Below are 23,656 nucleotides of genomic sequence, written 5' to 3' on the forward strand. Positions count from 1 at the left end.
AACAGTTACCCCGGGCGCATGTCAGGCCTCGAGGGAATCGATGATTTCGAAGAAATTCGGGAAGGAAACTCCTACGACAGCGCTATCGGAAAGCTCGATTGACTCACCGGAAGCCCGGGCAGCCACGGCAAAGCTCATTGCGATGCGATGGTCGTCGAAACACTCGACAGTTACCGTTCCGGACGGCCTGCTCCTGCGCCGGATAACCCTGAATCCGTCGGGAAACTGCTCGCACTCGAAGCCGAGTCGTTCGAGATTCACCACGACGGCATCGATACGGTCGCTCTCTTTCGTGCGCAGCTCTTCGGCATTATGCAGCTCGAACTCGCCAGTCACAAAAGCAGAGAGTACCGAAAGCATGGGCAGCTCATCGATCACCCCCGCAACGACAACCTTGTCGCCGATAACAAGCGGCTTCATGTCCGCCGTACTGCGAACGAGGATATCGCCGATATATTCTCCGCCGATAAGTCTGCCGTTTTCGATGGTAATATCCGCTCCCGCTTCCGAAAGCACCGAAATGAATTCGACCCTTGTCGGGTTGAGGCAAACGTCCCTGATTATAATTTCAGAGTTGCGGCCAAGCAGGCCGAGAGCGACAAGAAAACATGCTGCCGAAGGATCGGCGGGAATATAAAACGGTTTCGCATCAATGGATTTCCTGCCGGGAATCACAATCACCCGACCGCCGTCAGGCCGATCGATGGTTTCGAGGCCAAGCATCAGCTCGGTATGGTCACGCGAACGGACAGGTTCGATAATGCGCGTTTCACCATCGGCATGCAAGGCGGCAAATGCCACAAGCGACTTTACCTGGGCGGAAGGAACCGGCAGAGCGTACTCTATCGGCTTCAGGTCCCTGGTACCCCGGATGCGTACGGGAGCCGTTCCGGATGGAGAAAGCTCTATACCGGCGCCCATCATGCGCAGCGGTTCGGCAATTCGCTTCATGGGACGTTTCATCAGGGAACTGTCGCCAACAAGCTCGCTTTCGAAAGGCTGTGCAGCAAGAATTCCGGCAAACATCCTCATGGTACTTCCCGAATTATCGCACATCAGCTGTTTTTCCGGTGCCGTAAAGCTCCAGAGCCCCCCTGACCTGATAACGACCTTTCTGATAGAGCGCCCATAGGCACCCATAATCTCTTCCTGACCGACAACAATGCCGGCAGCACGAAGAACCCCGAGCGTTGACTGGTTATCGAAACCCGCAGAAAAGTTCGTAATCTCCGTAACGCCCGCAGAGAGCGCGCCGATAAGCGCCGCACGATGTGAGATCGATTTATCGGGAGGCAATGCCGTCACTTCACCAGTAAAAAAGCCCATCTGTCTGTTTTTTTATCTTGCAAAAAAAAAGCAGCCCCCTTTTTCGGAAAGGAGCTGCTTGTAACACTCACCCTGCAAACCTTTACGATCAGGAATTGCGCTCTTCATTCGCTCTCTGAGCTCTGCGCTTGCTTCTCGAACGTTTCAGACGGCTGTCCACCGACGGTTTTACAAAGTATGCTTTCTTACGGAACTCCTTCAACACGCCCGCTCTTTCGTACTTCTTCTTGAAGCGTTTGAGCATTTTGTCGATGGATTCGTTATCATTAATCTGCACACTGACCAAAAGAAATCACCCCCTTCGATAAAGATAAGATCAACGTCTTAATTTCAGTTTGATAAGATCGGTCAGGCTTTCGGCGCTTTTATGCTTTCCGGAATTCACCTGAACGTTTTCAAGCAGCTGCTTTCTGCCGCTTTTACAAAATTCCACTATAATCACATAGGCTCCGCTTCCTGTCGCCTGTTTCTCGCGGACGACGCCGACTTCATCAAGAGCCTGATGATAAAGGGCATCTCCTTTGGCGTAGATTCCGTGAGGAGAATAGACCTGGCAATCTTCGGGATTCAGCTCGTCGGGATTCAGTTCCCTGTCGATCTGTATCTGCCACTCCTTAAGCAGATGCACCTGATTGCAGACCGAACACCGGATCCAGTACTGATTCTCGGCAGAAGACGGAACTTCTTCTGCCCCTGATTTCGCTTCTTTCGACTTTTTAGCGGGTTTAGCAGAGAGAAGATCGTCAACTTTCGGCTTGTCACTCGGTATCCATTCGCCAACAAAAACCTTATCCGTCACCTGCCCGCACCCTTCACAGAATCCGGGCTTTATTTTACCCTCCAAAATATACTGCCTTTTTCTGGACTCTGCCTTCATAACACTTCGCTGATTGATACTGTACCACGAGAAAACGGTGCATTTAAAAACCGCACCGAAGGAAACGCCAGTTTACGCCGATCGTACCTGATGAAAACCCGAGATCCGGAAACTTCAGGACAGCTTAAATAAGTAAATATCCAAAAAAAAACAACCAGATAATGTCACAATTTTCAACCCGGAAAAAGAGACTGAAACAACCCTGTCTCATCTCTCCTCACTTATGCGTCAGCGCATCGATAAGGTCGGATTTGGTCAGCAACTGCAGCCTGCCGTCAGAAAGGCCGATAAGCACGCCTGATGAACTTTCCTGCAACCTGCCCGAAAGCTCCGATATCGTCGCGTCCGGCTGACAGACCGGAAACGGCTGCTCCATGAAACCGACCACCTTCGAATTCATGGCATCGTCGTTCTCAATGAGAATCGAGAGAATCTTGTTCTCACTGATGCTGCCGATAGGTGTTCCGTATGAAACAATAGGAAGCTGCGACACGTCGTTCTGCTTCATCATCTCAAACACTTCGGCAAGTGTGGATTCAGGGTTTGCCGAAATCAGATCCTTGCGTGCCTTAAGCTGCAGGATATCTTCGGCGGTAATCTTTTCAAGAGCGGTTTTTGCCTTCCGGTAAAATCCTTTCTGTTTCATCCATGCATCCCTGAACATTTTGCTGAGATAATATCCCCCGAAATCGTTCAGCACGGCAACAACACAGTCTCCTTCGCCATATCCGGCTGACGAACGAAGCGCTGCAGCCATAACCGCTCCCGACGAACCACCGGCAAAAACGGCCTCGGCCCTGAACAACTCGCGTCCGCAATTGAAGGCTTCGTCATCGGAGACCTGTACGATTTCGTCAATAACAGAGGGATCCCAGAATCCCGACGGTTCCGGAGCGCCGATCTCTTCAAGTTCGTATACCGAGGGTCTGATCGGACCTTCATTCATGAACAGGCCGCGATAAACCGATCCTTCCGGCTCGACGCCGATAATTTTAACAGATGGCTTTTCCGCCTTGAGATAACTGCCGATACCGGAAATCATCGCGCCGGAAATCATAGGCACGAAAACATGCGAAACCCTGCCTTCCGTCTGCCGCAGTATCTCGTCGCCGGTAGAGGAGGCATGAACATCGCGACTGACAGGATTTTCATACATGTTGGCAAAAAATGCATTGGAAATATTCCTTACGAGGCTTTCTGCGACTTTAACGCAGCTTCGGGGTTCACCCGGCAGCGCATCGGAAGGAGTAATCACCAGTTCGGCACCAAGGGCTCTGAGAACATCCTGTTTTTCCCGCGATATTTTATCCGGAGCTGCAAGGAGCAGTTTGTAACCGCGGCTGACTCCGGCCATGGCGAGCGCAATGCCGCTGTTGCCATATGTCCAGTCAACAAGCGTCATGCCGGGGTGGATGAGCCTCCGATCCTCTGCATCGCGGATCACCGCCGATGCCGCCCGGTAGTAATGCGAACAGGCGGGGTTCATATACTCAAGTTTCGCCATCAGTTGAGGCTTGATATTGCGCGCCATCTGCCCTATCAGCACCAGAGGAGTCTCTGTTGAAATTCCGAAGATATCGTGGTTCGACATAATTATGGTAGTAAGAAATTGCGTCCGTACCCTCGAGTAGCATGCTTCCGCTTAAGATAGACATTAATTGACGAATACAAGATATGCAAGAGCGTTAGCAAAGCTGCCGCAACAGTCCGAAAAAAAGTCGATCCCTGAGCAGCAGGAATGCCACGGTTATCTCCCGCCACTCCATCCGACTGTTGTAAAAAGCGAAAGGGCCGCCTTTCAGGCAGCCCTTTCGCTTTATCGGTACAGACAGCAATCCACTCTGCCTGTATACATCCTTATAACTGGCTGTACTCGGCGTAAACCCTGTAGGTATTGATAATAAGGAACGCAAGTACGAGAAGGCCAAGAATGGTGAAGATCGGGCTTCTCTGTTCTTTCGACGCCTGGCGATCGAGGAACGGAACGAGAATCCATACGATTGCGCCGACCGTGAAGAGTACAATAGCCAGCAACTCGCCGCCCTCGAACGTGAAGTCCTTGAGCAACTGGAACTGGGCCCAGAAGTACCACTCAGGCTTGATGCCGACAGGTGCAGAACCCAGAGGATTGGCTTCCACGCCGATTTCCCAGGGGAACACTGCAGCCAGATAAATCAGGAGAGCGAAACCGATCATCCAGCCGATAGCATCCTTTGCAAGGAAGGTCGGGAAGAATTTTTCGTAACCCTTGATAAGACCGGCTTCCTTGTATCCGATAGGAGAAGAAGTGCCGAGAACCTGAACCAGCAGGAGGTGGGCGGAAAGCACAAGCAGCAGAAGGCCGGGAAGCAGCACGACGTGCAGGGAGAACATTCGGGTAAGGGTTTCAGCGCTGACATCCTTGCCGCCGCGGAGAATATCGACAAGCAGAGCTCCGCCAGGCATAACCTTGGGCACTTCGGTACCGACCTGGGTAGCAAAGAAAGCAAGCTCGTTCCAGGGAAGAAGATATCCGGTGAAACCGAAACCGAGTGCGAGCACGAGCAGTACGAAACCGCTGACCCACATCAGTTCACGCGGTTTGCGATAGGACTTCATGAAGAAGGTGCTGAACATGTGAATGAACGCCATGCCGATCATGAGATTCGCCGACCATGCATGCACCTGACGTATCAGCCAGCCGAAAGGCACCTCTTTCTGAATGAAGACGAACGAAGAAAACGCTTCCGCGCCGGTCGGTTTGTAGTACTGCAGAAGAAGAAGACCGGTGACGACCTGGATGATAAAGAAGAAAAGTGTAAGACCGCCGAAATAGTACCAGAAGGAAAGGCGATGCAGAGGAACCTCTTTCTTCTTCAGGTAATCGATGACGGGAATAAGGACATAGAAACGCTCCTGGAACCACGAGCCAAGCGCACTGACCCTGTTATCGCCGTAAGGATTGGGATCCGGACGATCTACTGGCGGCTTGTAAACGCCGCTACTTGCGGCCGCGGATTTACCGGCTGCAGGTGCTGCTGGCTTGGCGGCGCCGGCAACTGGTTTTGCTGCAGCAGATGCTGCCGGCTTGGCGACGCCCGGTGCAGGAGGTTTCGGCTTGGCAGGAGCTGTTCCTGCGGCAGCGTTCTGATTGTTCTCGGCCATATTTTCTGACTCCCTTGGTTTTCAACAACGTTTTATAATTAAGCTTTGGATACAATGAGATCATCACCTTCGACTCTGACACCGTACTGCACAAGCGGCAAGGGCTGCGGTCCGGAAATAATCTCGCCGGTCTGTTTGTACTTTGCGCCGTGGCAGGGGCAGAACAGAATATTATCCTTATCCTCCCAGCGAACAAGGCAGCCGAGATGGGTGCATATTGCGCTGCACGCGGTCAGCTGGCCATTGTCGTTGACGACAATAACCTTATCCTGGTTGAAAGGATAGATTTTACCGGTATTTTCAGGAACTTCGGAAGCTTTGCCGACAACCATTTCGTTTACCTCTTTCACTTCTTTTACGGGAGGAATGATGTACTTCACTACAGGATAAAGCGTCGATACCGCAACTGCGGCACCGACGCCGCCGACAACCTTGCCCAGAAAACTGCGACGTTCGAAATTTACGCCCTTAAGCCCATCTTCCCTCGGTTTCCCGCCGGAAACCGCCCCGGAAGAAGAAACTGACGCACCCTCTTCAAGTCCGCCCATTCTGGCCGGGCTCTTGAAATTACCTTGTTGTGCCATTACGATCTATCTCCTTTTTTTAAAGCGATTGTTAAGAAGTCAATGCCTGGTCGGCAACGCCTGTCTGAAAATCCTGCCGAGACAGGTACCCGTACCTTTCATATCAAGGGCAGTACAAATAAATTCTGAAGATATTATTTTTTACCGTTTAAACCAATCAGAACGGCTTTTAAAATAATTATAGGAATCATACATGAACGAAGGCTGCCCTTCTCTCCATACCCTGCTCCGGGTAAAAAACCGCATGAATCGCGACTGCAGCCTTACCGGATTCAGATACTCGGATATGCCGCTGATGCCATTGAGTTGTTCTCCGCCGATCCTTAAAGAGATGTTCGATGCAAACCTGAGATAGAAAGGACCGGCATCGAGCGCTTTTTTCTGGGAAATGGTTACCGACGCAACGCTGGAAAAAAGTTCGAGCGTCCTGCCATGAGGGGGCGAAAACAAACCGACAGCATAATCCCGCTCATTGAACTGCAGCGAATCTATGACGGATGATTTTCCTTCCATGTTATCATGCAGCATCAACAGGCTCAATGGCCTGAAACCGCCGTTCCTGAAAAAAACCATGTAGTAGATGAGATCGTACCGATCGGAAAACGCCCTGCCCCAGTACCACCGCGAAATGTATTCCTGCATGGGCATGGTACCGAGATTATGATCATGGTATCCGTCCCCCGAGAATACGATATGCCGCGAACCGCCTCCGTTTTCGCCGACTATGTCGATAAAACCGCTCACATCGGCTTTCGGAACGCTCAGAAGCCACTGGTGACACGATCCCGGCTCAACGCTGTTTCCGTCTTTTTTTGAATATCGAACGCGACGTCGCGTCCTGAACAGCAAACCGGCCCGTACCTGTCGATTCCTTGAAGGAAAGGAAAAATCGATATCGAGCCGATATTCGTCCCTCTCTTTATCGTAGCTGAAACGGTTGTTTTCAAACCCGATACCGATACCCTCACGGTCGGCATGAAAAAGGCCACTGCCTCCCTCTCTGATGAAATTGAGCGTTTCCCGACCCTGTTCATAAAGCTGAAAACTGAAACCCGCATGATCGGAAGGCAAGGGTAATGCGTTGCTCCCGCTGCGTTTCCACTCATCATAGCGATGCATGTAGTATGGGGAGAACGGAAAACCGGAAAACCAGATAAGTACTACGGATATGCCCCTGACCTTATCTTCCGCGTCGAAATACCACCACTCATAGGCGCCCGGCTCCTGCATGTCGTGCCAGACTTCCTGTTGTGATTCGGTGGTGATATTCATACAGGAAACAAAACGGTTCTGTCATGAAAAGCGACTGCAACCCGTACAGGCTTTGCCGGGAACATAAATGATAACGAGAAGGAAATGAAGGCGGATATGTTTTTTTTGTACCGGCAGCAGATGACCTCTGCGGGAACAACTGGTGGACAGAGAGGGAATCGAACCCCCGACACAAGGATTTTCAGTCCTTTGCTCTACCAACTGAGCTATCTGTCCGTGTTTGTGACGCTTATAATAACAAAAGCGAACTACAATTCAAAAAAGAAAAAAACGATTCATGCGGAAACCGCAAACAGCGCCGGGAAGAAGGATTCCCTCCCGGCATACATGCGGTTAAGCGGAAACAACGATCCGTTCCATCCCTCTTTCAATCCTGCGAAACACGGTTTCCCGGCCAAGAACTTCGAGCATATGATAGAGGCTCGGACCGAAACTCACGCCCGAAGCGAGTATTCTCAGGGGGTGAATGAGCGCCGCGGCCTTCAGCCCGCGAGGAGCGACAAACTCTTTAAGTGCCGCCTCGATCGACTCCGCGGTGAAAGGCTCCAGCGTTTCGAGTACCGTCATAAACTCGCGAAGCAGATCATTTGTCTCGGGCGTCCAGCGCTTTTTCACCGCTTCCTCCTCATAGGCATCGGGTTCGAAGAAAAAATAGGAGGAAAAGGTCACAAACTCATGCTCAAAACCGACCCGCTCGCGCATCAGTTCGATAACCTGGCTGAGATAACTGTCGCCGGTTATCGTTTCGCGTTTCATGAGCGTCTCTTTTTTATCGAGCTCTTCGGCAAGAATTGGCCTGATGGTGTCGATGATCTGAGCCGCGGGGCGGTTCTTGATATACTGTTTTTCAAGCCAGTTCAGTTTTTCCGTATTGAATACCGCTCCAGCCTTGCCGACCCGCTCAAGAGAAAATTTATCGATCAGTTCCTGGAGACTGTAGACCTCCTGTTCGGTGCCTTCTCCCTCGTTCCAGCCGAGCATTGCCACGAAATTCACGATGGCGTCGGCGCTGTACCCCTTGCGTATATAATCCTCTACAGCCACATCGCCCTGTCGTTTGCTGAGTTTGGAGCGATCCGGATTCAGCAGAAGGGGAAGATGCGCGAATTTCGGAGGTTCCCAGCCGAAAAACTCGTAGAGAAGCAGGTGTTTCGGCATTGAAGGCAACCACTCTTCTCCCCTGATGATATGGGTAAACTCCATAAGATGGTCATCGATGACGCTCGCAAAATGATAGGTGGGAAAACCATCCGATTTCATAAGAACCTGATCATCGATAGTAGAGGAATCAAACTCTACCGGCCCCCTGATCATATCCTCGAACCAGACGGAAACATAATCCGGCACCTTCATGCGAATTACATAGGGAGCCCCCTCTTCAAGCTTTCTGCGGATCTCGCCGGAAGGCATGGAACCACCCATCTCTTCGGGAAGCCATTTCCGGTTGTATTTCGGCTGGAGCCCCTGTTTGAGCTGCAACTGGCGATTCTCCTCGAGTTCCTCTGAGGTCGAGAAACAGTAATATGCGTTGTTATCTTCGAGCAGCCGGGTGCAGTATTTGCCATAGATATGCAGGCGTTCCGACTGGACATAGGGACCGAAATTCCCGCCGCGCTCCGGACTTTCATCCGCGACGATACCGGCCCATTCAAGGGTCTTGACAAGATTCTGCTGCGCACCCTCCACTTTCCGGCTCTGATCGGTATCTTCGATCCTGATGACGAAATCCCCTTTCATCCTTTTTGCAAACAGGTAGTTGTAAAGAGCGGTACGAAGACCGCCGACATGAAGATAACCTGTCGGTGAAGGCGCAAACCTGGTTCTGACCCTATGACCAACCATAATGTGACGTGAATACTGTTTAATAAATGTTATTGACAGGAATAATGACCGGTGTCAGGAGCACGGAATTTAAAAAAAAACGCTGTCTTTTGAAGTGACAAAATCTCATGGCGCCTCGGCAGAAAAAAAACGCCTGAAACCCGTAAAAGCCCGCTGACGGTATTCGTTTATGGATAAACTTTTTGCATTCGATCGCAGTTTACTTTTAATTACTTTTAAAGTAGCAAGTTACCTCAAGAGCGCCATTTTGCCTCAACCACTCAGTCATCTTATGTCAGAAACGAAGAAAAAAATCGCAGCAAAAGTTAAAGATCCGGTCAGAAACGTATTCAAACCAGTGCGCGACGAGGACAACCCTGGACGTGATCCGCAGCAGAACAACCCCAATCCTGTGAGGTTTCCGGGTTTTCTTGTCGTCATGATGCTCGGTCTTCTGTCGCTTTTCGTGTTCCAGAGATTTTTCGCATCAGCCCAGAACCCTGAAATCACCTATAACCAGTACAGAACGGTTCTTGAAAACGGTCTCGTAACAGATATAAAGGTAAAGACATATGCCGACAGATCGGCCGTACTCGAAGGGGTACTGAAAGCTCCTTCGCAACTGGAGCTCAAGAACAAACGTTTCCTGCAGACAGACCGTTTCAGCGTTACGATTCCCGCCTTCACTCTCGAACAGGCCGACCTGCTCGCGACAAAAGGCATACAGGTAACCGTCGAGGAAGGATCAAGCGGCGTTGATACCTTTTTGATTCTGTTCGCCCCATGGATTATTTTCGGACTGATCTACTTCTTCATGTTCCGGCGCATGGCCCAGCAGAATGGAGGAGCGGCTAAAAACATGTTCAGCTTCGGCAAAAGCCGCGCAAAGATGATCAGCGAATTCGACGTGAAGGTAACCTTCAAGGATGTTGCGGGAGTTGAAGAAGCCGTAGAAGAACTCAAAGAGACGGTCGAATTCCTCACCAATCCGGAAAGATTCCAGAAAATCGGTGGAAAAATCCCCAAAGGCGTACTGCTGCTCGGCCCTCCGGGAACAGGCAAAACCCTTCTTGCAAAAGCGATTGCAGGCGAAGCCAGGGTACCCTTCTTCTCGATTTCAGGAGCCGATTTCGTCGAGATGTTTGTAGGCGTCGGCGCCGCACGGGTGAGGGATCTTTTTGAGCAGGCAAAGAAAAACTCGCCGTGCATCGTCTTCATCGACGAGATCGATGCAGTCGGCAGAAGCCGGGGAGCCGGCCTCGGCGGCGGTCATGACGAGCGCGAACAGACACTCAACCAGCTCCTCGTCGAAATGGACGGATTCACCACCACCGACAATGTCATTCTTATTGCCGCGACAAACCGCCCTGACGTGCTCGACAGCGCATTGCTCAGACCCGGACGCTTCGACCGGCAGATAACCATCGACAAACCGGATATCCGCGGCAGAGAGGCCATTCTTGCCATACACACACGTAAAACGCCCCTGGCTGAAGACGTTAGCATCTCCGTGCTGGCCAAAAGCACCCCGGGGTTTTCCGGAGCCGACCTTGCCAATCTCGTCAATGAAGCGGCATTGATCGCATCGAGAAGCGATCAGGAAACCATCACTGCTGAAGATTTCGAGCAGGCGCGCGACAAGGTGCTGATGGGACCGGAACGCAGAAGCATGTTCATTACTGAGGAACAGAAAAGGCTTACCGCCTATCACGAGGCCGGACATGTGCTGGTTGCAGCCTTTACGCAGGGCTCCGATCCCATCCACAAGGTCACGATCATTCCGAGAGGCCGCAGCCTTGGCCTTACTGCTTACCTGCCTATCGAAGACCGGTACACGCAGAACCGTCAGTACCTGCGCGCAATGATCACCTATGCCCTCGGAGGAAGAGTTGCTGAAGAACTGGTTTTCAACGAAATCACGACCGGAGCAGCCAACGATATAGAACGCGCAACCGATCTCGCCCGAAGGATGGTCAGGCAATGGGGCATGAGCGAAAAACTCGGGCCGATAAACTACGGAGACAGTCATAAAGAGGTCTTCCTCGGCAAGGATTACTCGCACATCCGGGAATACAGCGAAGAAACCGCGATGCAGATCGACAATGAAGTCCGGAAAATAATCATCGAGTGCATGGATAATGCAAAAGCCATTCTCCATGAAAAAAAGGAACTGCTCGACAGACTCGCCGTTTCGCTCATTGAAAAAGAAACGCTGAACGCGAAGGAAATAGAAGCTATCATTGGAACCGCATAACGCCAGACCGTTGCTTCAGCGTATACAAACGTCACCTGTATGCATACGGTAATGATGTTTTTCATAGGCATTGCCGCCGGCCTGCTGTCCGGAATGTTCGGCGTGGGAGGAGGCGTCATCATCGTACCTGCGCTGGTTCTCATGCTTGGCATGAACCAGCACAGCGCAACAGCCACATCGCTGGTCGCGCTGTTATTGCCGGTGGGGATTCTCGGGGTGCTGGAATACTATCGGGCAGGAAAAATCTCGGTCGATAACATCTGGATCGGGCTCGTCATCGCAGCCGGGCTTTTTGCCGGAGCATTTTTCGGGGCAAAAATAGCAGGATCACTGTCTGGAGACATCCTTCGAAAAGCTTTTGCTGTTTTTATTGGAATTGTTGCCCTTCGTTTATGGTTTAAATAACTACATACACCACAACAACCTAAGCCACATCACCATGGGAAACACAACCACAAAAGCTGATCTGGTCAATGTTATCGCTCACAAAACCGGCATGACGAAAAATGAAACCGAATCCGTGGTTGACTGTCTGTTCGAAAGCATCATAGAGTCTCTGAAAGCAGGCAAAAGAATCGAAATAAGAGGATTCGGTTCGTTCAATATCCGTCATAAAAACCTGCGTCAGGCCAGAAACCCGAGAACAGGAGAAAAGGTCACGGTAGATCCCAAGAACGTGCCTACTTTTAAAATCTCCAAGGAATTCAAACATGCGGTCAGCGAGAGCCTGAAAAACGGCGTCGTCTGAGTGTGCGCGACTCAGGGTTCACCCCGATGGACGGCCAGAGGCTTTCTCATCGGGGAGATGCGGATAATCTCAAAGCGAAAAAGGATCGTCTATCAGTTCGAAGACAACATCACGGTAGGTTTTCGTATCCCGAAAGCACACTTTGATGTAATGGAGGTTATCCTTGTTGAAAATATCATCGCCCTTCTCTGCAGCATGCAGGATGACGTGCCCCTTATGATGACCGAGCTCCTTGCCGAGATCGCCCCATCTCCTGAATACGATATTGGTATATCCGGCCCCTTCCCTTATTGCGAGTAAATGGGGATCGGCAATATCGGTGATAAGTTCAGGAGCCGAGAGCAGCGACATCTCCTTGCCGAGCCATATGCTGATCAACTCGAAATGAAAAGGAAAAAAAAGGGAATTACGGATATAGAACCCCTTGTTCCCGTTCCTGACAGCATCGGTGAAACGTTTCGTCATACCACAGGAATAGTTAATAGTTGAAAAACAGGAACCAGAGCACGCCAAAAACAGGTATCAGCACCGGCACTGAATATTTATAGACATACTCAAGAAAATCAGGCACGTTGACGCCTGACTGTGCCGCGATATTCTTGACCATGAAATTCGGGGCATTGCCGATATAGGTCATTGCGCCGAAAAACACCGAGGCAATTGAAATCGCCATCAGATAGACTCCGGACTGCACATCGCCCTCGATGGACGAAGCCTTGCCCGAGGCAAATTCAATGACATGTTGCGGATCGGTCATCTCGAGACCGAACTTTCCGAGCGCGCCGGCTAAAAAGTTCAGATAGGTCGGCGCATTGTCGAGCACGCCCGAAAGCGCGCCGGTCATCCAGTAAAACGTCGTTACCGAAAACTCGGCCGCATGAGTTGCTGCGTATGCCCCTATAAGTTCGAGAGCCGGAATCATGGTTGCAAAAATGCCGACAAACAGGAATGCGACCTCCTTGATCGGCTCGAAGTTGAATTCGTTGCCACCGAGGGCGTCGGGATTCGCGGTCCTGTATGCGGCTATGGCAACGCCGAACATGATCAGTTCGCGAATGCCGAGCGGCAGATGGAAAAGCTCCTGCAGACTCGGAAATCCGTTGATGACTGCAGGATCGAGAAACACAGAAACGATTATGATGCCGAGATAGACGAAATTGGTTTTACCGATAATTGAAATCCCCCGTTCAGCCGATTTTTCGGCACCTTCCGACTTTTCCGCCCTCGCATCGAGGAGCATGAAAACAGAGACAAGACAGATAACCGTCAGAAGCCACGGCAACCATACTTTGGATATCACCCAGAAAAAAGGAACCCCTTTGAGAAATCCGAGAAAAAGAGGGGGATCACCGATAGGTGTGAGTCCTCCACCGATATTGCTGACAATAAAAATAAAAAACACGACATGAAACGGCTTCAGGCGACCCGCATTCATCCGCATGAACGGCCGGATAAGCAGCATTGAGGCACCGGTCGTACCGATAAGGTTGGCAAGTACCGCACCGAACGCCAGCAGCATACCGTTCACGAGCGGCGTTCCCCGCCGCTCGATCCTGATGAGAATGCCGCCGGAAACCACAAACAGCGATGAAACCAACGCGATAAAAGAAAGATACTCCTCGAGGGTATGTTCGAGAACATGCCATCCATGGTCCATCATAAACCCGTAATAGACCGCCACAAAAGAGGCAAGCCCCAACGAGACCCTGGGATAGTTATGCTCCCAGAAGCGATGGTAAAACAACGGACCGGTTGCGATCATCAGCAGAAGAAGCACAAAAGGGATAACCAGCCAGACCGGAGGAAGTTGTATTGCCGCCGCTTCATGTCCACCGGCGGCAAACAGCGGAGTGCTGCAGGCTGCCAACAGAAAGAGACCCGCGGGGATGGAAAGAAGAACAGTCGTATATTTTCTCACGTTATATCATTCCCCCTCGAATTCGGTGAGCGAATAGAGTCTGTAGCCCTTTTCCCTGATTTTCCTTTCTCCGCCTACATCCGGGAGATTGACGATGAATGCCATTTCGGCAACAACGCCGCCTACTTTCTCAACCAGAGCGGCAGCGGCAAGAGCCGTACCTCCGGTAGCAAGAAGATCATCGACCAGCAGCACCCGTTTCCCTTTTTCCAGCGCATCCATGTGGATTTCGATCTTGTCGCTGCCGTACTCGAGATCATACTCCTGCGAAACGACATCCGCAGGCAGCTTTCCCGGCTTTCTGACAGGAACGAACCCCTTGCCCAGCGTATAGGAGAGAGCCCCTCCGATAATGAACCCGCGAGCCTCGATGCCGACTATAGCATCGAAATCGACGCCGTTCTGCAGATAGTGCTGCGTGAGGCTGTCGATCACGAGGCGAAAACCTACCGGATCCTTGATAAGGGTGGTAATATCGCGAAACATGATACCTTTCTTCGGGTAATCCGGAATCGAACGGATTCGTGACTTGATATGCATGGAGCAGATGGATTAAAGGGTTGCGGGCAACAGGAGCGAAACAACTCGAAGGTATTAAAATAACAGTCTCCCGTTCAAATTCAAATCATTGTCCGCCTCGCCGGCGAGCACCCGGAGCACCCTGCCCTTAAGACTTGGCACATCGGCAGGAGCACTCTCGGCCACGGCCGTAACATGCAGATAATTTCCTGTATATCCGGCGCATATCACCGCTCCTCCCGGCCCTTCGGAGCACTCCTCTACGAGTATGGAACACTCCTTTCCGGCAAAACGCGAAAGAAAAGCGGATCGTTTGCGCTTGTCGAGTTCCATAAGCGCCTTGCTTCTCCGGTCAGCCTCCGAAGGAGGAACAATTTTCCTCAGACCGGTAGCCACCTGATGCGCAAGCCGCGTTCCGGGACGGACAGAACATGAAAAGACGTGGAGATAAGCCGCCGGCAACTCCTCCAGGAAATGGTACATATGCAGAAACTCCCCGGGTGTTTCACCGGGATATGCGGCAATGACATCGATGCCGACGGCACAATCCGGAATTGCCTCGACGGCCGCTCTGATGCGATGCCTGTAACCCTCAACGCTATAGCGGCGACCCATGGCCTTCAGAACGCTGTCCGAACCGCCCTGCAAGGGAACATGAAAATGCGGCGCAATTATTCTCGACGATGCGACAACCCGCAGCAAGGAATCATCGAGAATATCGGGTTCAAGAGAACTTATTCTTATCCGCTCGACCGCCACCGCTTCGAGTCGCTGCAGCAATCCGGCCAGCCCCTCGCCATTGAAACGGTAATCGCCTATATTGACGCCTGTCAGCACGATTTCGCGATAACCGGAAGCCGCGAGAAAATTGGCCCGATCGACAATCATGTCCGGCGAGAGTGAACGCGAACGGCCTCGCGCAAGAGGTATCGCGCAATAGGCACAGCCATAATCGCACCCATCCTGAATCTTCAGAAACGCCCTCGTCCTTGCCTCGGCATAACTGCCGGCGAAGGAGTATCCCGGATGAATCTCTCCGCTTTCCGGGACGCAGGAAACCCTTACGAGAGCCGGATCGGGCCGGGTTTCAACCGCATGGCGGTAAGAATCGATCCTGAATTTATCATTACTGCCAAGCACGGCATGCACACCCCGGATGCCCGCAAGATGTTCCGGGCGAAGCTGCGCATAGCAGCCGATAACAACCACGCAGCTCCCGGGATAACGTCTGATCATGCGCCGTATTGCCTGACGGCATTTCTGTTCCGCCTGTCCGGTCACCGCGCAGGTATGGACAATGATCAGATCCGCGCCATCTTCAATCGAAGAAATCCGCCAACCTGCGGAAGAAAGTCTGTCGAGTATAGCCGACGTTTCCGAATAATTCAGTTTACATCCCAATGTTACTGCAGCAACACTCGGCATATGCCTTCCAGTCATAATAGTATCAATGATGTATATCATTAAAAAAGAAACACAGGAATAGAATCATTACCATGAAACAAAAATCTCATCATGGCCATTTGCATACATATCGCGATTAAATTATATTTCCCGTTGTATTCATATCCGATTATCATTTCAATCCAAAAGACAATATATGAACATGCTGAAAAAAGATGCCACATCTCCGGACAAGTATGATCTTTTTGTTCAGAAAATCGATCATTTTCAATCGCTTGTAAAAGAGAAACAAAATCTCCAGGAACAGATCGCTTTCATGTATCAGCAGTTCCAGGAAAAGATGAAACCTCTTGAAGACGAGCTTGCCGCAGTCATGAGGAAACTCGAGCAGAACCTTCCCAGGCTTGAAGAAACCGTACCCTCGTCAACTGGAACGGCCAAGTACGCAAGAGGCCAGCTCGGCGCATCCATCAAGGAACTTCTGCGATCGAATCCTGACCGCGCATTCAAACCAAAAGATATGGCCGACGCACTCAATACCAAAAGCACCACGGTAAGTCTCTGGCTTAACAAATACGGTATGTCGGATGAAGAAATAGAACGCATTCCGGCCGGCGCAGGCGGAAAACGATTTGTTTACAAAATCAGGTAACCATTTCGCACGATTTATCATTCAAAACAGAAAAAGCGCATCCTGCGCTTTTTCTGTTTTATTCCCATGATATCCACAAAAATACAACGTAGAAAACCCCTGCATCAAAAGCAATAGCGTTCAATAGCCGATATTCCGTCTGTTCCTGACGAAATTCAATCCAAGCGCGACCATAATCATATTTCCCAGCAGCGAAGAACCGCCATAAGAAACAAAAGGCAGCGGCACGCCGATAACCGGAATAAGGCCAAGCGTCATACCGATATTAATGACGACATGCACCATCAGCAGAGCCGCATACCCGGCAAATGTCAGCTCGACGAACCGGTTCTTGATAGAAAAAACAATGGAAATGAACCGAAGAATCAGTACAAGAAAAAAACCTATCAGGAGAGCCGATCCTATAAAACCAAGCTCTTCGGCAATAACGCAGAATATGAAATCGGTCCACTGCGCAGGAATAAAACGAAGCTGGGTCTGGGTACCCTCAAGAAACCCCTTTCCGAATAACCCCCCCGAACTGATGGCGATTTTAGCCTGAAGCGCATTGTAACCCGCTCCCTGGGGATCCGACATGGGATCGAGAAAGGTCTGAATCCTTTTCAACTGATGCGGCTTCAGGATTTCCGCAGCAAAACGGTGCGTAAGCAACGCAGCCGCGAGCCCGGCCGATGTTACCGCAAACTGATGGAAATGAACCTTTTTCTTCATGTAGACAAGCGAAAAAAACAGCAGCAAAGCAAAACCGAAAATAAAAAACAGGTTGAAAAAGCCGCTGAGCATAAGCACGACGGGAATGGCCAATAAAAGAAGCAGATAGAAATTGAATCCGGCCATAATGATCATAGGCGCAATAAAAGACAGACAGGTAAGAGCCGTACCCATATCTGGCTGCAGCATGATAAGCATCGCCGGAAAAATCGGTATGGCAAGAGCTATCGCAAGATGGGGAATGGAACGGATGTCGGTCTCATCGTCCGAAAGAAATCGCGCCAGGGCGAGAATAGTCGTCATCTTGGCAATTTCAGAAGGCTGAAAACTGAAAAAGCCTATACGAACCCAGCTTGTCTGCCCGGCAATTTTTTTACCGAAAACAAGCACCGCCACAAGCAGTATCACGCCGATGACATAAAAGATATAGGAATTGTCGCGGATAAACCGGTAATCGTTGAAATACACGAACAGCATCACAACGGCGCCTATGCACCCCCATGCCAGCTGCCGGTAAAACAGGACGGTCTCGCCGGCGCCGTTTGTGGCGCTGTAAATGGCCATCAGTCCGAATACGATCAGACCGGTCATCGAACCGAGAAGCCAGAGATCAAGTTTGCCTTGTTGTTCCATGCTCATCTTCCGTTACATCTTTTTCTTCACCATCCGCAAGGATTTCTGTATTGTACACATAGATGCACCCGACACCATTCAAACGTTGTTCCGATCATGGACACACCAGCATTTTCCTGCGGTTTCGCCGTTATTGCCGGACCGCCCAACGCAGGCAAATCGACCCTGCTGAACAGGCTGCTTGACTGTAAACTCTCTATTGTAACACCTAAACCACAAACTACAAGAAAAAAAATAACCGGCATCTATCACGACGACCGCTGCCAGATCATCTTCCTTGACACACCGGGCATCATGCAGCCGCAGCAGAAGCTTCACGAATCCATGCTCTCCATCGTCCGCCAGACACTCCAGGAAGCAGACATCGTTATAGCTCTTATACCCTACTGCAAAGGAACGGAGCATATCGACCGCGACTTCGTTACGGAACTTTTCGAAAAATGGATCAGGCCCGCCTCGAAACCGGTCGTCGCCGTACTCAATAAATCGGATCTGGTCATCCCCGAAACGCAGCGGCAGATCGAAACCTGGATCTCCGGCACATTTTCACCCCTGTCGGCCATATCTGTTTCGGCAAAGGAGGGAACCGGCCTTGAAGAGCTGATCGACGCTCTTATTCCCTTTCTGCCAATGGATGAACCGCTTTACCCCGAAGAGATGCTGAGCACTGCTCCGGAACGGTTTTTCGTCTCGGAAATCATCCGGGAAAAAATCTTTCTGCAATACGGTAAAGAGGTTCCATACGCTACTGAAGTGGTTATCGACGAGTTCAGAGAGCAGCACGAAAACGATCCTTCCAGAAAAGACCTCATCCGCTGTTCGGTCATCGTCGAACGCGATACGCAGAAACAGATTCTCATCGGCAATCGCGGCAGCGCCCTGAAAAAACTCGGCCAGGCAGCAAGAAGTGACATCGAGGAGCTGCTGGGGCGTCCGGTATTCCTTGAAATATTCATCAAGGTACGTCCGGACTGGAGAAAAAAACAGCATCTCCTGAAAAGCTATGGATATTGAAAGGAAGATGCGGACAAGTACGATAGAATAGTGTACCTGGCTGACGATTTTCAGGTAACAGAAAACCCTTCCGCAGAGGAAGGGTTTTCTGTTGGTTTTTTCCTGCCGGAAGGCGGTTACTTGCTGCCTTTGGGCTGAGGCTCAAGCTCTGCGGTTGCATCCTCGATCTCTTTCTTTTCGTTCGGATGTGCCTGCAGGTAGGCTTCGATCTCCTCCTTGCTCTTGTCCTTGAAATATTCGAGGGCCGAAAGAATGATGCGCTTGTTCTCCTTGTCGAACTCGATGACCCGGAGCGGCAGGTCATTGCCGACGGCGAACGAAGAATGAATATCCTTCACGCCGCCCTGAAGCAGGTGCGATACCGGCACAAAGCCGTCAACATCTCCGGGAAGGATAACGATGACGCCTTTCTCGATGATCTGCGAAATGCTGCCGGGAGTTTCCGCGCCTACGGCATACTTCTGCTCGAATTCGTCCCACGGATCCGGATTGATCTGTTTATGGCCGAGCGCTATGCGGCGTGCATTGACGTCGAACTTGAGCACCTTGACGTCGAGCTCCTGATTTTTCTTCACCAGTTCGCTCGGATGGCGAATCTTCTTGGTCCAGGAAAGATCGGAGATATGCACAAGACCGTCGACTCCTGCTTCAAGTTCCACGAACACGCCGAAATCGGTGATATTGCTGACGGTACCTTTATGCAGCGAACCTTCAACATATTTTTCGGAAAGCGCGATCCACGGATCCTCGTTCACCCGTTTCATGGAGAGGGAAAGCTTGGTGTGATCCTTGTCGATGTTCAGGATCACGCACTCCACCTCCTGGCCGAGAGTGACGAACTGACCCGGATGCTTTATATGCTGCGTCCAGCTCATCTCTGAAATATGGACCAGACCTTCGATGCCTTTCTCGATCTCGACGAATGCGCCGTAATCGGTGATTGACACCACACGGCCGTTGGCTTTCGAACCGACAGGATATTTGATTTCGATATTTTCCCAGGGATGCGACTCAAGCTGCTTCATGCCGAGCGAGACACGCTTGGTATTTTCATCGAAGCCGACAACAACGACCTTTATCGGCTGGTCGAGTTCGACGACTTCAGAAGGATGGTTGATGCGACCCCAGGTGATATCGGTGATGTGCACAAGGCCGTCGAGACCGCCGAGATCGACGAAGATACCGAAATCGGTGATATTCTTGACAGTACCTTCGAGCACCATGCCAACCTTGATATTGGCCAGCATCTCCTCGCGCCGCGCCGCATACTCCTCTTCGAGGATGACCTTGTGGCTGACGACGATGTTCTGGGTAACGGGATTGATCTTGACGACCCTGAAGTCCATGGTCTGGCCGACGAGAGCGTCGAAGTCGCGCACAGGCTTGACATCGATCTGCGAACCGGGAAGAAAGGCCTCCACACCGGAGAGAGAGACCGTCATGCCGCCCTTGACGCGATTGATGATCTTGCCGCTGATGATGGTATCGTTTTCGATTGAATCGTAAATCTTGTCCCAGATTCTCAGGACGTCGGCTTTCTTCTTGGAAAGAATGAGCTGACCCATCTTGTCCTCGATATTCTCGAGATAGACCTCCACTTCATCACCGACTTTCACTGCCTCGGCGTCCTCGTCGCGGAACTCAAGCAGGGAAACGATACCCTCCGACTTGTATCCCACGTCGATGGTGACGTCCTTGTTGGAAATCGAGACAATGCGTCCCTTCACGATTTCATCTTCGGTGATTTCGCTCAGCGTGCTCGTGTAGAGCTTTTCCATCTCGGCAAGTGCCGACGGCTCGTAGTGCGCGAATACCTTGACCTTCTTTCTTGCAGGCCGTTCCTGAATCTTCTTCTCCAGCGTTACTGTTTCTGCCATTAAATGTTTTCCTTCCTCTCTTGTGATTTACCCTCGGCGCCGCGAGAGATTTCAGCGCCCGGTTTTATGGTTGATAAGAACTGCAAACAAAAAAATCCTGACATCCGGGCTCAGTTCCCGCATCCGGGAATCCGCATCGCAAGATCGAGAACCATCGCCACCTGTTCATCGATGCCGAGGGTCGAAGTGTCGATCTCCACCGCATCGGGATGCTTTTTCAGAGGGGCGAGAGTCCTTTCGGCATCGGCCCTGTCGCGCTCGACGATCTCCTTTTCAAGGGTGGCAAGATCCGGCAGGCCGTTCCCTGAGGCCCCCTTTGCCGCAAGCTCGGCATAACGCCGTTTCGCCCGTTCATGCGCGTCTGCGATCAGAAAAATCTTCAGTTCCGCCTCAGGAAAAACGACGGTGCCGATATCCCGCCCATCCATCACGACACCCTTCTGCCGGCCCATCTCCTGCTGCAGCAGCCGGAGCTTTTCCCGTACGGAAGCAAGCGAACTGATAAAGCTCACCTCCCGGCTTACGCGGTTCTCCCTTATGGCTGATGAAACATCGGCTCCGTCGAGAAAAATCCGGTCGTCGTTGAACGTGATATCGATATCCTTCAGCAGAGGTTCGATGGAATCGGGATGAAGCCTGACGCGGTCGATCAGGCCCAGTTCCAGTACCTTCAGGGTAACGGAACGGAACATTGCGCCGGTATCGATATAGGTGTAACCCAGCTGTTCGGCCACCTTTCGGGCCGTCGTACTTTTACCCGAAGCCGCCGGGCCGTCGATGGCGATGATGATGCGTCTGTTCCCCGATATCTGTTTCACAAGCATTTTGACTTAGCCTGCAATTTTATAAAATAAATTTGCTTTTTCCAAACTTAATGATTACATGTTAACAACCCGCGCCTGTTGGGCGCGAATTCATCCAACACCTCTTTTCACTATAGCTGCCATGTCTCTCCGCTGCGGGATCGTCGGTCTGCCGAACGTCGGAAAATCAACACTTTTCAACGCCATTACCGCCAAACAGGCCGAAGCTGCGAACTATCCGTTCTGCACCATCGAGCCCAACGTCGGCACGGTACTCGTTCCGGACGAACGGATGCCGCTGATCGCCGCAGTCGTCAAAACGCCCACCCTCGTACCGACGACGCTCGAGATCGTAGACATAGCCGGCCTGGTCAGGGGAGCGAGCAAAGGGGAAGGCCTCGGCAACCAGTTCCTGTCGCATATCAGGGAGGTCGATGCCATCGTGCATGTCGTTCGCTGTTTCGACGACAGCAACATCATTCATGTCGAAGGGAAAATCGATCCTGCCGACGATATAGCGACCATTGAAACCGAACTCATGCTCGCCGATCTCGACAGCATGGAAAGAAGGATCGAAAAGCTCCGGAAAAACGCGCGAAAGGAAAAAGAGCTGCTTCAGCAGGTCGATCTTGCCGAACGCATCATCGAGGGACTTTCCGAAGGTGTTCCTGCGAGGAACATCATACAGACCGCGGAGGAACAGGCGCTTGCCCGGCAGTTCTTCCTGCTCACCACCAAACCCATTCTCTACGCAGCCAACGTATCCGAATCCGACCTGCCGGACGGCAACGCCTATACCCGGCAGGTGGAGGAAATTGCTGCCGGATCAGGCTCGAAAATGCTCATCATCAGCGCGAAAACCGAAGCTGAAATCGCCGAACTGCCCGAAGAGGAGCGCCCGGAATTCCTCGAAAGCCTCGGCCTCGACATGTCAGGCCTCGACAGGCTCATCAGAACTGCCTACGATCTGCTCGGCCTGCAGACATACTTCACCGCGGGCGAAAAGGAGGTCCATGCCTGGACCATCCGCAAAGGCGCTGCAGCTCCCGAAGCCGCAGGCGCCATCCATTCGGATTTCGAAAAAGGGTTCATCCGGGCCGAAGTCATGTCATACCGCGACCTTATCGAACTCGGCTCTGAACTGAAAGTGAAAGAGGCCGGCAAGCTCCGGTCGGAAGGACGCGACTATATCGTAAAAGACGGCGACGTCATTGTTTTCAGGTTTAACGTCTGATCAGGTGCACCAGCATAAAACAACGCCGGAGAGCCCTATAGGCATTTTCGACTCGGGAGTGGGCGGCCTGACTGTCGTCAGGGCGATCCAGTCAATCCTGCCATCCGAACGGATCATCTATTTCGGCGATACCGCCAGGGTTCCCTACGGCTCCAAGTCGCAGGTCACCATAAGGAAGTATGCGCAGGACGACACATCGATCCTGATGCGATACCAGCCTAAAATGATCATCGTCGCCTGCAATACCGTTTCAGCCCTCGCGCTTGACGTCGTCAGGAAAACAAGCGGCAGCATTCCGGTCATAGGCGTTCTCGAAGCCGGCGCGGAACTGGCCGTCGGCATGACGGCGAAAAAACGCATCGGAGTCATCGGCACCCAGGCCACCGTCTGCTCGAACGCTTATGCATGCGCCATCAACGATCTCGATCCCGACATAGAGGTATACTCCAAAGCATGTCCGCTCTTTGTACCGCTTGCCGAAGAAGGATTCGTCGATCATCCCGCGGCACAACTCATTGCCGGCGAGTACCTCGCGGATTTCGACGAACGACACATCGATACGCTTGTGCTCGGCTGCACCCACTACCCTATCCTGCGGCGTATGATCGAAAACACGGTCGGTCCAGGCATCGCCATCATCGATTCCGCGGAAGCCGTCGCCCGTCGGGCAAAGGAGACGCTTCAGGAACGAGGCATGCTGAACCCATCGAGCGCAACCGGAACGCCGCACCTTCTTGTCAGCGACCTCCCGCAGAAATTCAGCACACTCTACAGGCTTTTCATGGGCGCCGACATGCCCGATGTCGAACTTGTAGACGTCTGAAATGACGCGCACATGCCGCAGATGGCGGCCGGTCTTTGACTT

23 protein-coding genes and 1 tRNA gene are annotated in these 23,656 nt (G+C 51.6%); 7 read left to right on the forward strand and 17 right to left on the reverse strand.

Annotated features, from left to right (window positions below):
• Window positions 1-21 precede the first annotated feature (21 nt).
• The 10 genes from aroA to gltX form a co-directional block, all read right to left on the reverse strand.
• Window positions 22-1,326: a 3-phosphoshikimate 1-carboxyvinyltransferase gene (gene aroA / locus K4305_RS03155; protein WP_331560885.1), complete on the reverse strand. Its 1,305-nt coding sequence runs from the start codon at window positions 1,324-1,326 to the stop codon at window positions 22-24.
• A gap of 88 nt (window positions 1,327-1,414) precedes the next feature.
• The gene (gene rpsU / locus K4305_RS03160) at window positions 1,415-1,612 is read right to left on the reverse strand and encodes a 30S ribosomal protein S21 (RefSeq protein ID WP_292000813.1); all 198 of its coding nucleotides are present in this window, start codon (window positions 1,610-1,612) and stop codon (window positions 1,415-1,417) included.
• 30 nt (window positions 1,613-1,642) lie between these two features.
• Entirely contained in the window at window positions 1,643-2,203 is a 561-nt protein-coding gene (locus K4305_RS03165) for a hypothetical protein (RefSeq protein ID WP_331560887.1), read from the reverse strand.
• A gap of 217 nt (window positions 2,204-2,420) precedes the next feature.
• Window positions 2,421-3,794 (reverse strand): pyridoxal-phosphate dependent enzyme, encoded by a 1,374-nt coding sequence (locus K4305_RS03170; protein ID WP_331560888.1) that lies wholly within the window; start codon window positions 3,792-3,794, stop codon window positions 2,421-2,423.
• A gap of 94 nt (window positions 3,795-3,888) precedes the next feature.
• Window positions 3,889-4,038, reverse strand: a complete 150-nt coding sequence (locus K4305_RS03175; protein WP_331560889.1) for a hypothetical protein — start codon at window positions 4,036-4,038, stop codon at window positions 3,889-3,891.
• Between the two features lie 22 nt (window positions 4,039-4,060).
• Window positions 4,061-5,347 carry a cytochrome b gene (locus K4305_RS03180; protein ID WP_331560890.1) on the reverse strand — a complete coding sequence of 429 codons (1,287 nt, stop codon included), beginning with the start codon at window positions 5,345-5,347 and terminating at the stop codon, window positions 4,061-4,063.
• A 38-nt stretch (window positions 5,348-5,385) separates the two neighbouring features.
• Window positions 5,386-5,931, reverse strand: a complete 546-nt coding sequence (locus K4305_RS03185) for a QcrA and Rieske domain-containing protein (RefSeq protein ID WP_331560891.1) — start codon at window positions 5,929-5,931, stop codon at window positions 5,386-5,388.
• 141 nt (window positions 5,932-6,072) lie between these two features.
• The gene (locus K4305_RS03190) at window positions 6,073-7,203 is read right to left on the reverse strand and encodes a carotenoid 1,2-hydratase (protein ID WP_331560892.1); all 1,131 of its coding nucleotides are present in this window, start codon (window positions 7,201-7,203) and stop codon (window positions 6,073-6,075) included.
• Window positions 7,204-7,343: 140 nt separating this feature from the next.
• Window positions 7,344-7,419: transfer RNA gene (locus K4305_RS03195), tRNA-Phe, on the reverse strand.
• 117 nt (window positions 7,420-7,536) lie between these two features.
• Entirely contained in the window at window positions 7,537-9,045 is a 1,509-nt protein-coding gene (gene gltX, locus K4305_RS03200; RefSeq protein WP_331560893.1) for a glutamate--tRNA ligase, read from the reverse strand.
• 271 nt (window positions 9,046-9,316) lie between these two features.
• On the opposite strand from gltX, the gene ftsH reads away from it, so the two are divergent.
• From ftsH to K4305_RS03215, 3 genes are read left to right on the forward strand one after another with little or no spacing between them, the layout of a single operon-like run.
• On the forward strand, window positions 9,317-11,278 hold the full coding sequence (gene ftsH, locus K4305_RS03205; protein ID WP_331560894.1) for an ATP-dependent zinc metalloprotease FtsH: 1,962 nt from the start codon (window positions 9,317-9,319) through the stop codon (window positions 11,276-11,278).
• 39 nt (window positions 11,279-11,317) lie between these two features.
• Entirely contained in the window at window positions 11,318-11,683 is a 366-nt protein-coding gene (locus K4305_RS03210; RefSeq protein ID WP_331560895.1) for a sulfite exporter TauE/SafE family protein, read from the forward strand.
• Window positions 11,684-11,717: 34 nt separating this feature from the next.
• Window positions 11,718-12,026 carry an HU family DNA-binding protein gene (locus K4305_RS03215; protein ID WP_331560896.1) on the forward strand — a complete coding sequence of 103 codons (309 nt, stop codon included), beginning with the start codon at window positions 11,718-11,720 and terminating at the stop codon, window positions 12,024-12,026.
• Window positions 12,027-12,095: 69 nt separating this feature from the next.
• On the opposite strand, the gene K4305_RS03220 is transcribed toward K4305_RS03215, so the two are convergent.
• From K4305_RS03220 to K4305_RS03235, 4 genes are read right to left on the reverse strand one after another with little or no spacing between them, the layout of a single operon-like run.
• Window positions 12,096-12,491: a hypothetical protein gene (locus K4305_RS03220; RefSeq protein WP_331560897.1), complete on the reverse strand. Its 396-nt coding sequence runs from the start codon at window positions 12,489-12,491 to the stop codon at window positions 12,096-12,098.
• A 13-nt stretch (window positions 12,492-12,504) separates the two neighbouring features.
• On the reverse strand, window positions 12,505-13,893 hold the full coding sequence (locus K4305_RS03225; protein ID WP_331560987.1) for a sodium:proton antiporter: 1,389 nt from the start codon (window positions 13,891-13,893) through the stop codon (window positions 12,505-12,507).
• A gap of 57 nt (window positions 13,894-13,950) precedes the next feature.
• Entirely contained in the window at window positions 13,951-14,484 is a 534-nt protein-coding gene (locus K4305_RS03230; protein WP_331560898.1) for an adenine phosphoribosyltransferase, read from the reverse strand.
• 54 nt (window positions 14,485-14,538) lie between these two features.
• Window positions 14,539-15,903, reverse strand: coding sequence for a MiaB/RimO family radical SAM methylthiotransferase (locus tag K4305_RS03235; protein WP_331560899.1), 1,365 nt, complete (start codon window positions 15,901-15,903; stop codon window positions 14,539-14,541).
• Between the two features lie 160 nt (window positions 15,904-16,063).
• Between K4305_RS03235 and K4305_RS03240 the strand changes: the two genes are divergently transcribed.
• Entirely contained in the window at window positions 16,064-16,519 is a 456-nt protein-coding gene (locus tag K4305_RS03240; protein WP_331560900.1) for a hypothetical protein, read from the forward strand.
• A 120-nt stretch (window positions 16,520-16,639) separates the two neighbouring features.
• Here K4305_RS03240 and rodA read toward each other — a convergent pair whose 3' ends face one another.
• Window positions 16,640-17,863 carry a rod shape-determining protein RodA gene (gene rodA, locus K4305_RS03245; protein ID WP_331560901.1) on the reverse strand — a complete coding sequence of 408 codons (1,224 nt, stop codon included), beginning with the start codon at window positions 17,861-17,863 and terminating at the stop codon, window positions 16,640-16,642.
• A gap of 96 nt (window positions 17,864-17,959) precedes the next feature.
• On the opposite strand from rodA, the gene era reads away from it, so the two are divergent.
• A complete protein-coding gene (gene era, locus K4305_RS03250) occupies window positions 17,960-18,877 on the forward strand; it encodes a GTPase Era (RefSeq protein WP_331560902.1) in 918 nt (305 codons plus the stop codon).
• 116 nt (window positions 18,878-18,993) lie between these two features.
• Here the strand turns inward: era and rpsA are convergent, their stop codons facing one another.
• Together rpsA and cmk are read right to left on the reverse strand one after the other, a co-directional pair.
• Entirely contained in the window at window positions 18,994-20,754 is a 1,761-nt protein-coding gene (rpsA, locus tag K4305_RS03255; RefSeq protein ID WP_331560903.1) for a 30S ribosomal protein S1, read from the reverse strand.
• Between the two features lie 110 nt (window positions 20,755-20,864).
• Window positions 20,865-21,578 (reverse strand): (d)CMP kinase, encoded by a 714-nt coding sequence (cmk, locus tag K4305_RS03260; RefSeq protein WP_331560904.1) that lies wholly within the window; start codon window positions 21,576-21,578, stop codon window positions 20,865-20,867.
• A gap of 121 nt (window positions 21,579-21,699) precedes the next feature.
• On the opposite strand from cmk, the gene ychF reads away from it, so the two are divergent.
• Both ychF and murI read left to right on the forward strand, forming a co-directional pair.
• The gene (ychF, locus tag K4305_RS03265) at window positions 21,700-22,791 is read left to right on the forward strand and encodes a redox-regulated ATPase YchF (RefSeq protein WP_331560905.1); all 1,092 of its coding nucleotides are present in this window, start codon (window positions 21,700-21,702) and stop codon (window positions 22,789-22,791) included.
• A gap of 4 nt (window positions 22,792-22,795) precedes the next feature.
• On the forward strand, window positions 22,796-23,614 hold the full coding sequence (murI, locus tag K4305_RS03270; protein WP_331560906.1) for a glutamate racemase: 819 nt from the start codon (window positions 22,796-22,798) through the stop codon (window positions 23,612-23,614).
• The last annotated feature ends 42 nt before the right edge of the window (window positions 23,615-23,656 follow it).

This window comes from Chlorobium sp., assembly GCF_036528655.1.
Lineage (GTDB): Bacteria > Bacteroidota > Chlorobiia > Chlorobiales > Chlorobiaceae > Chlorobium.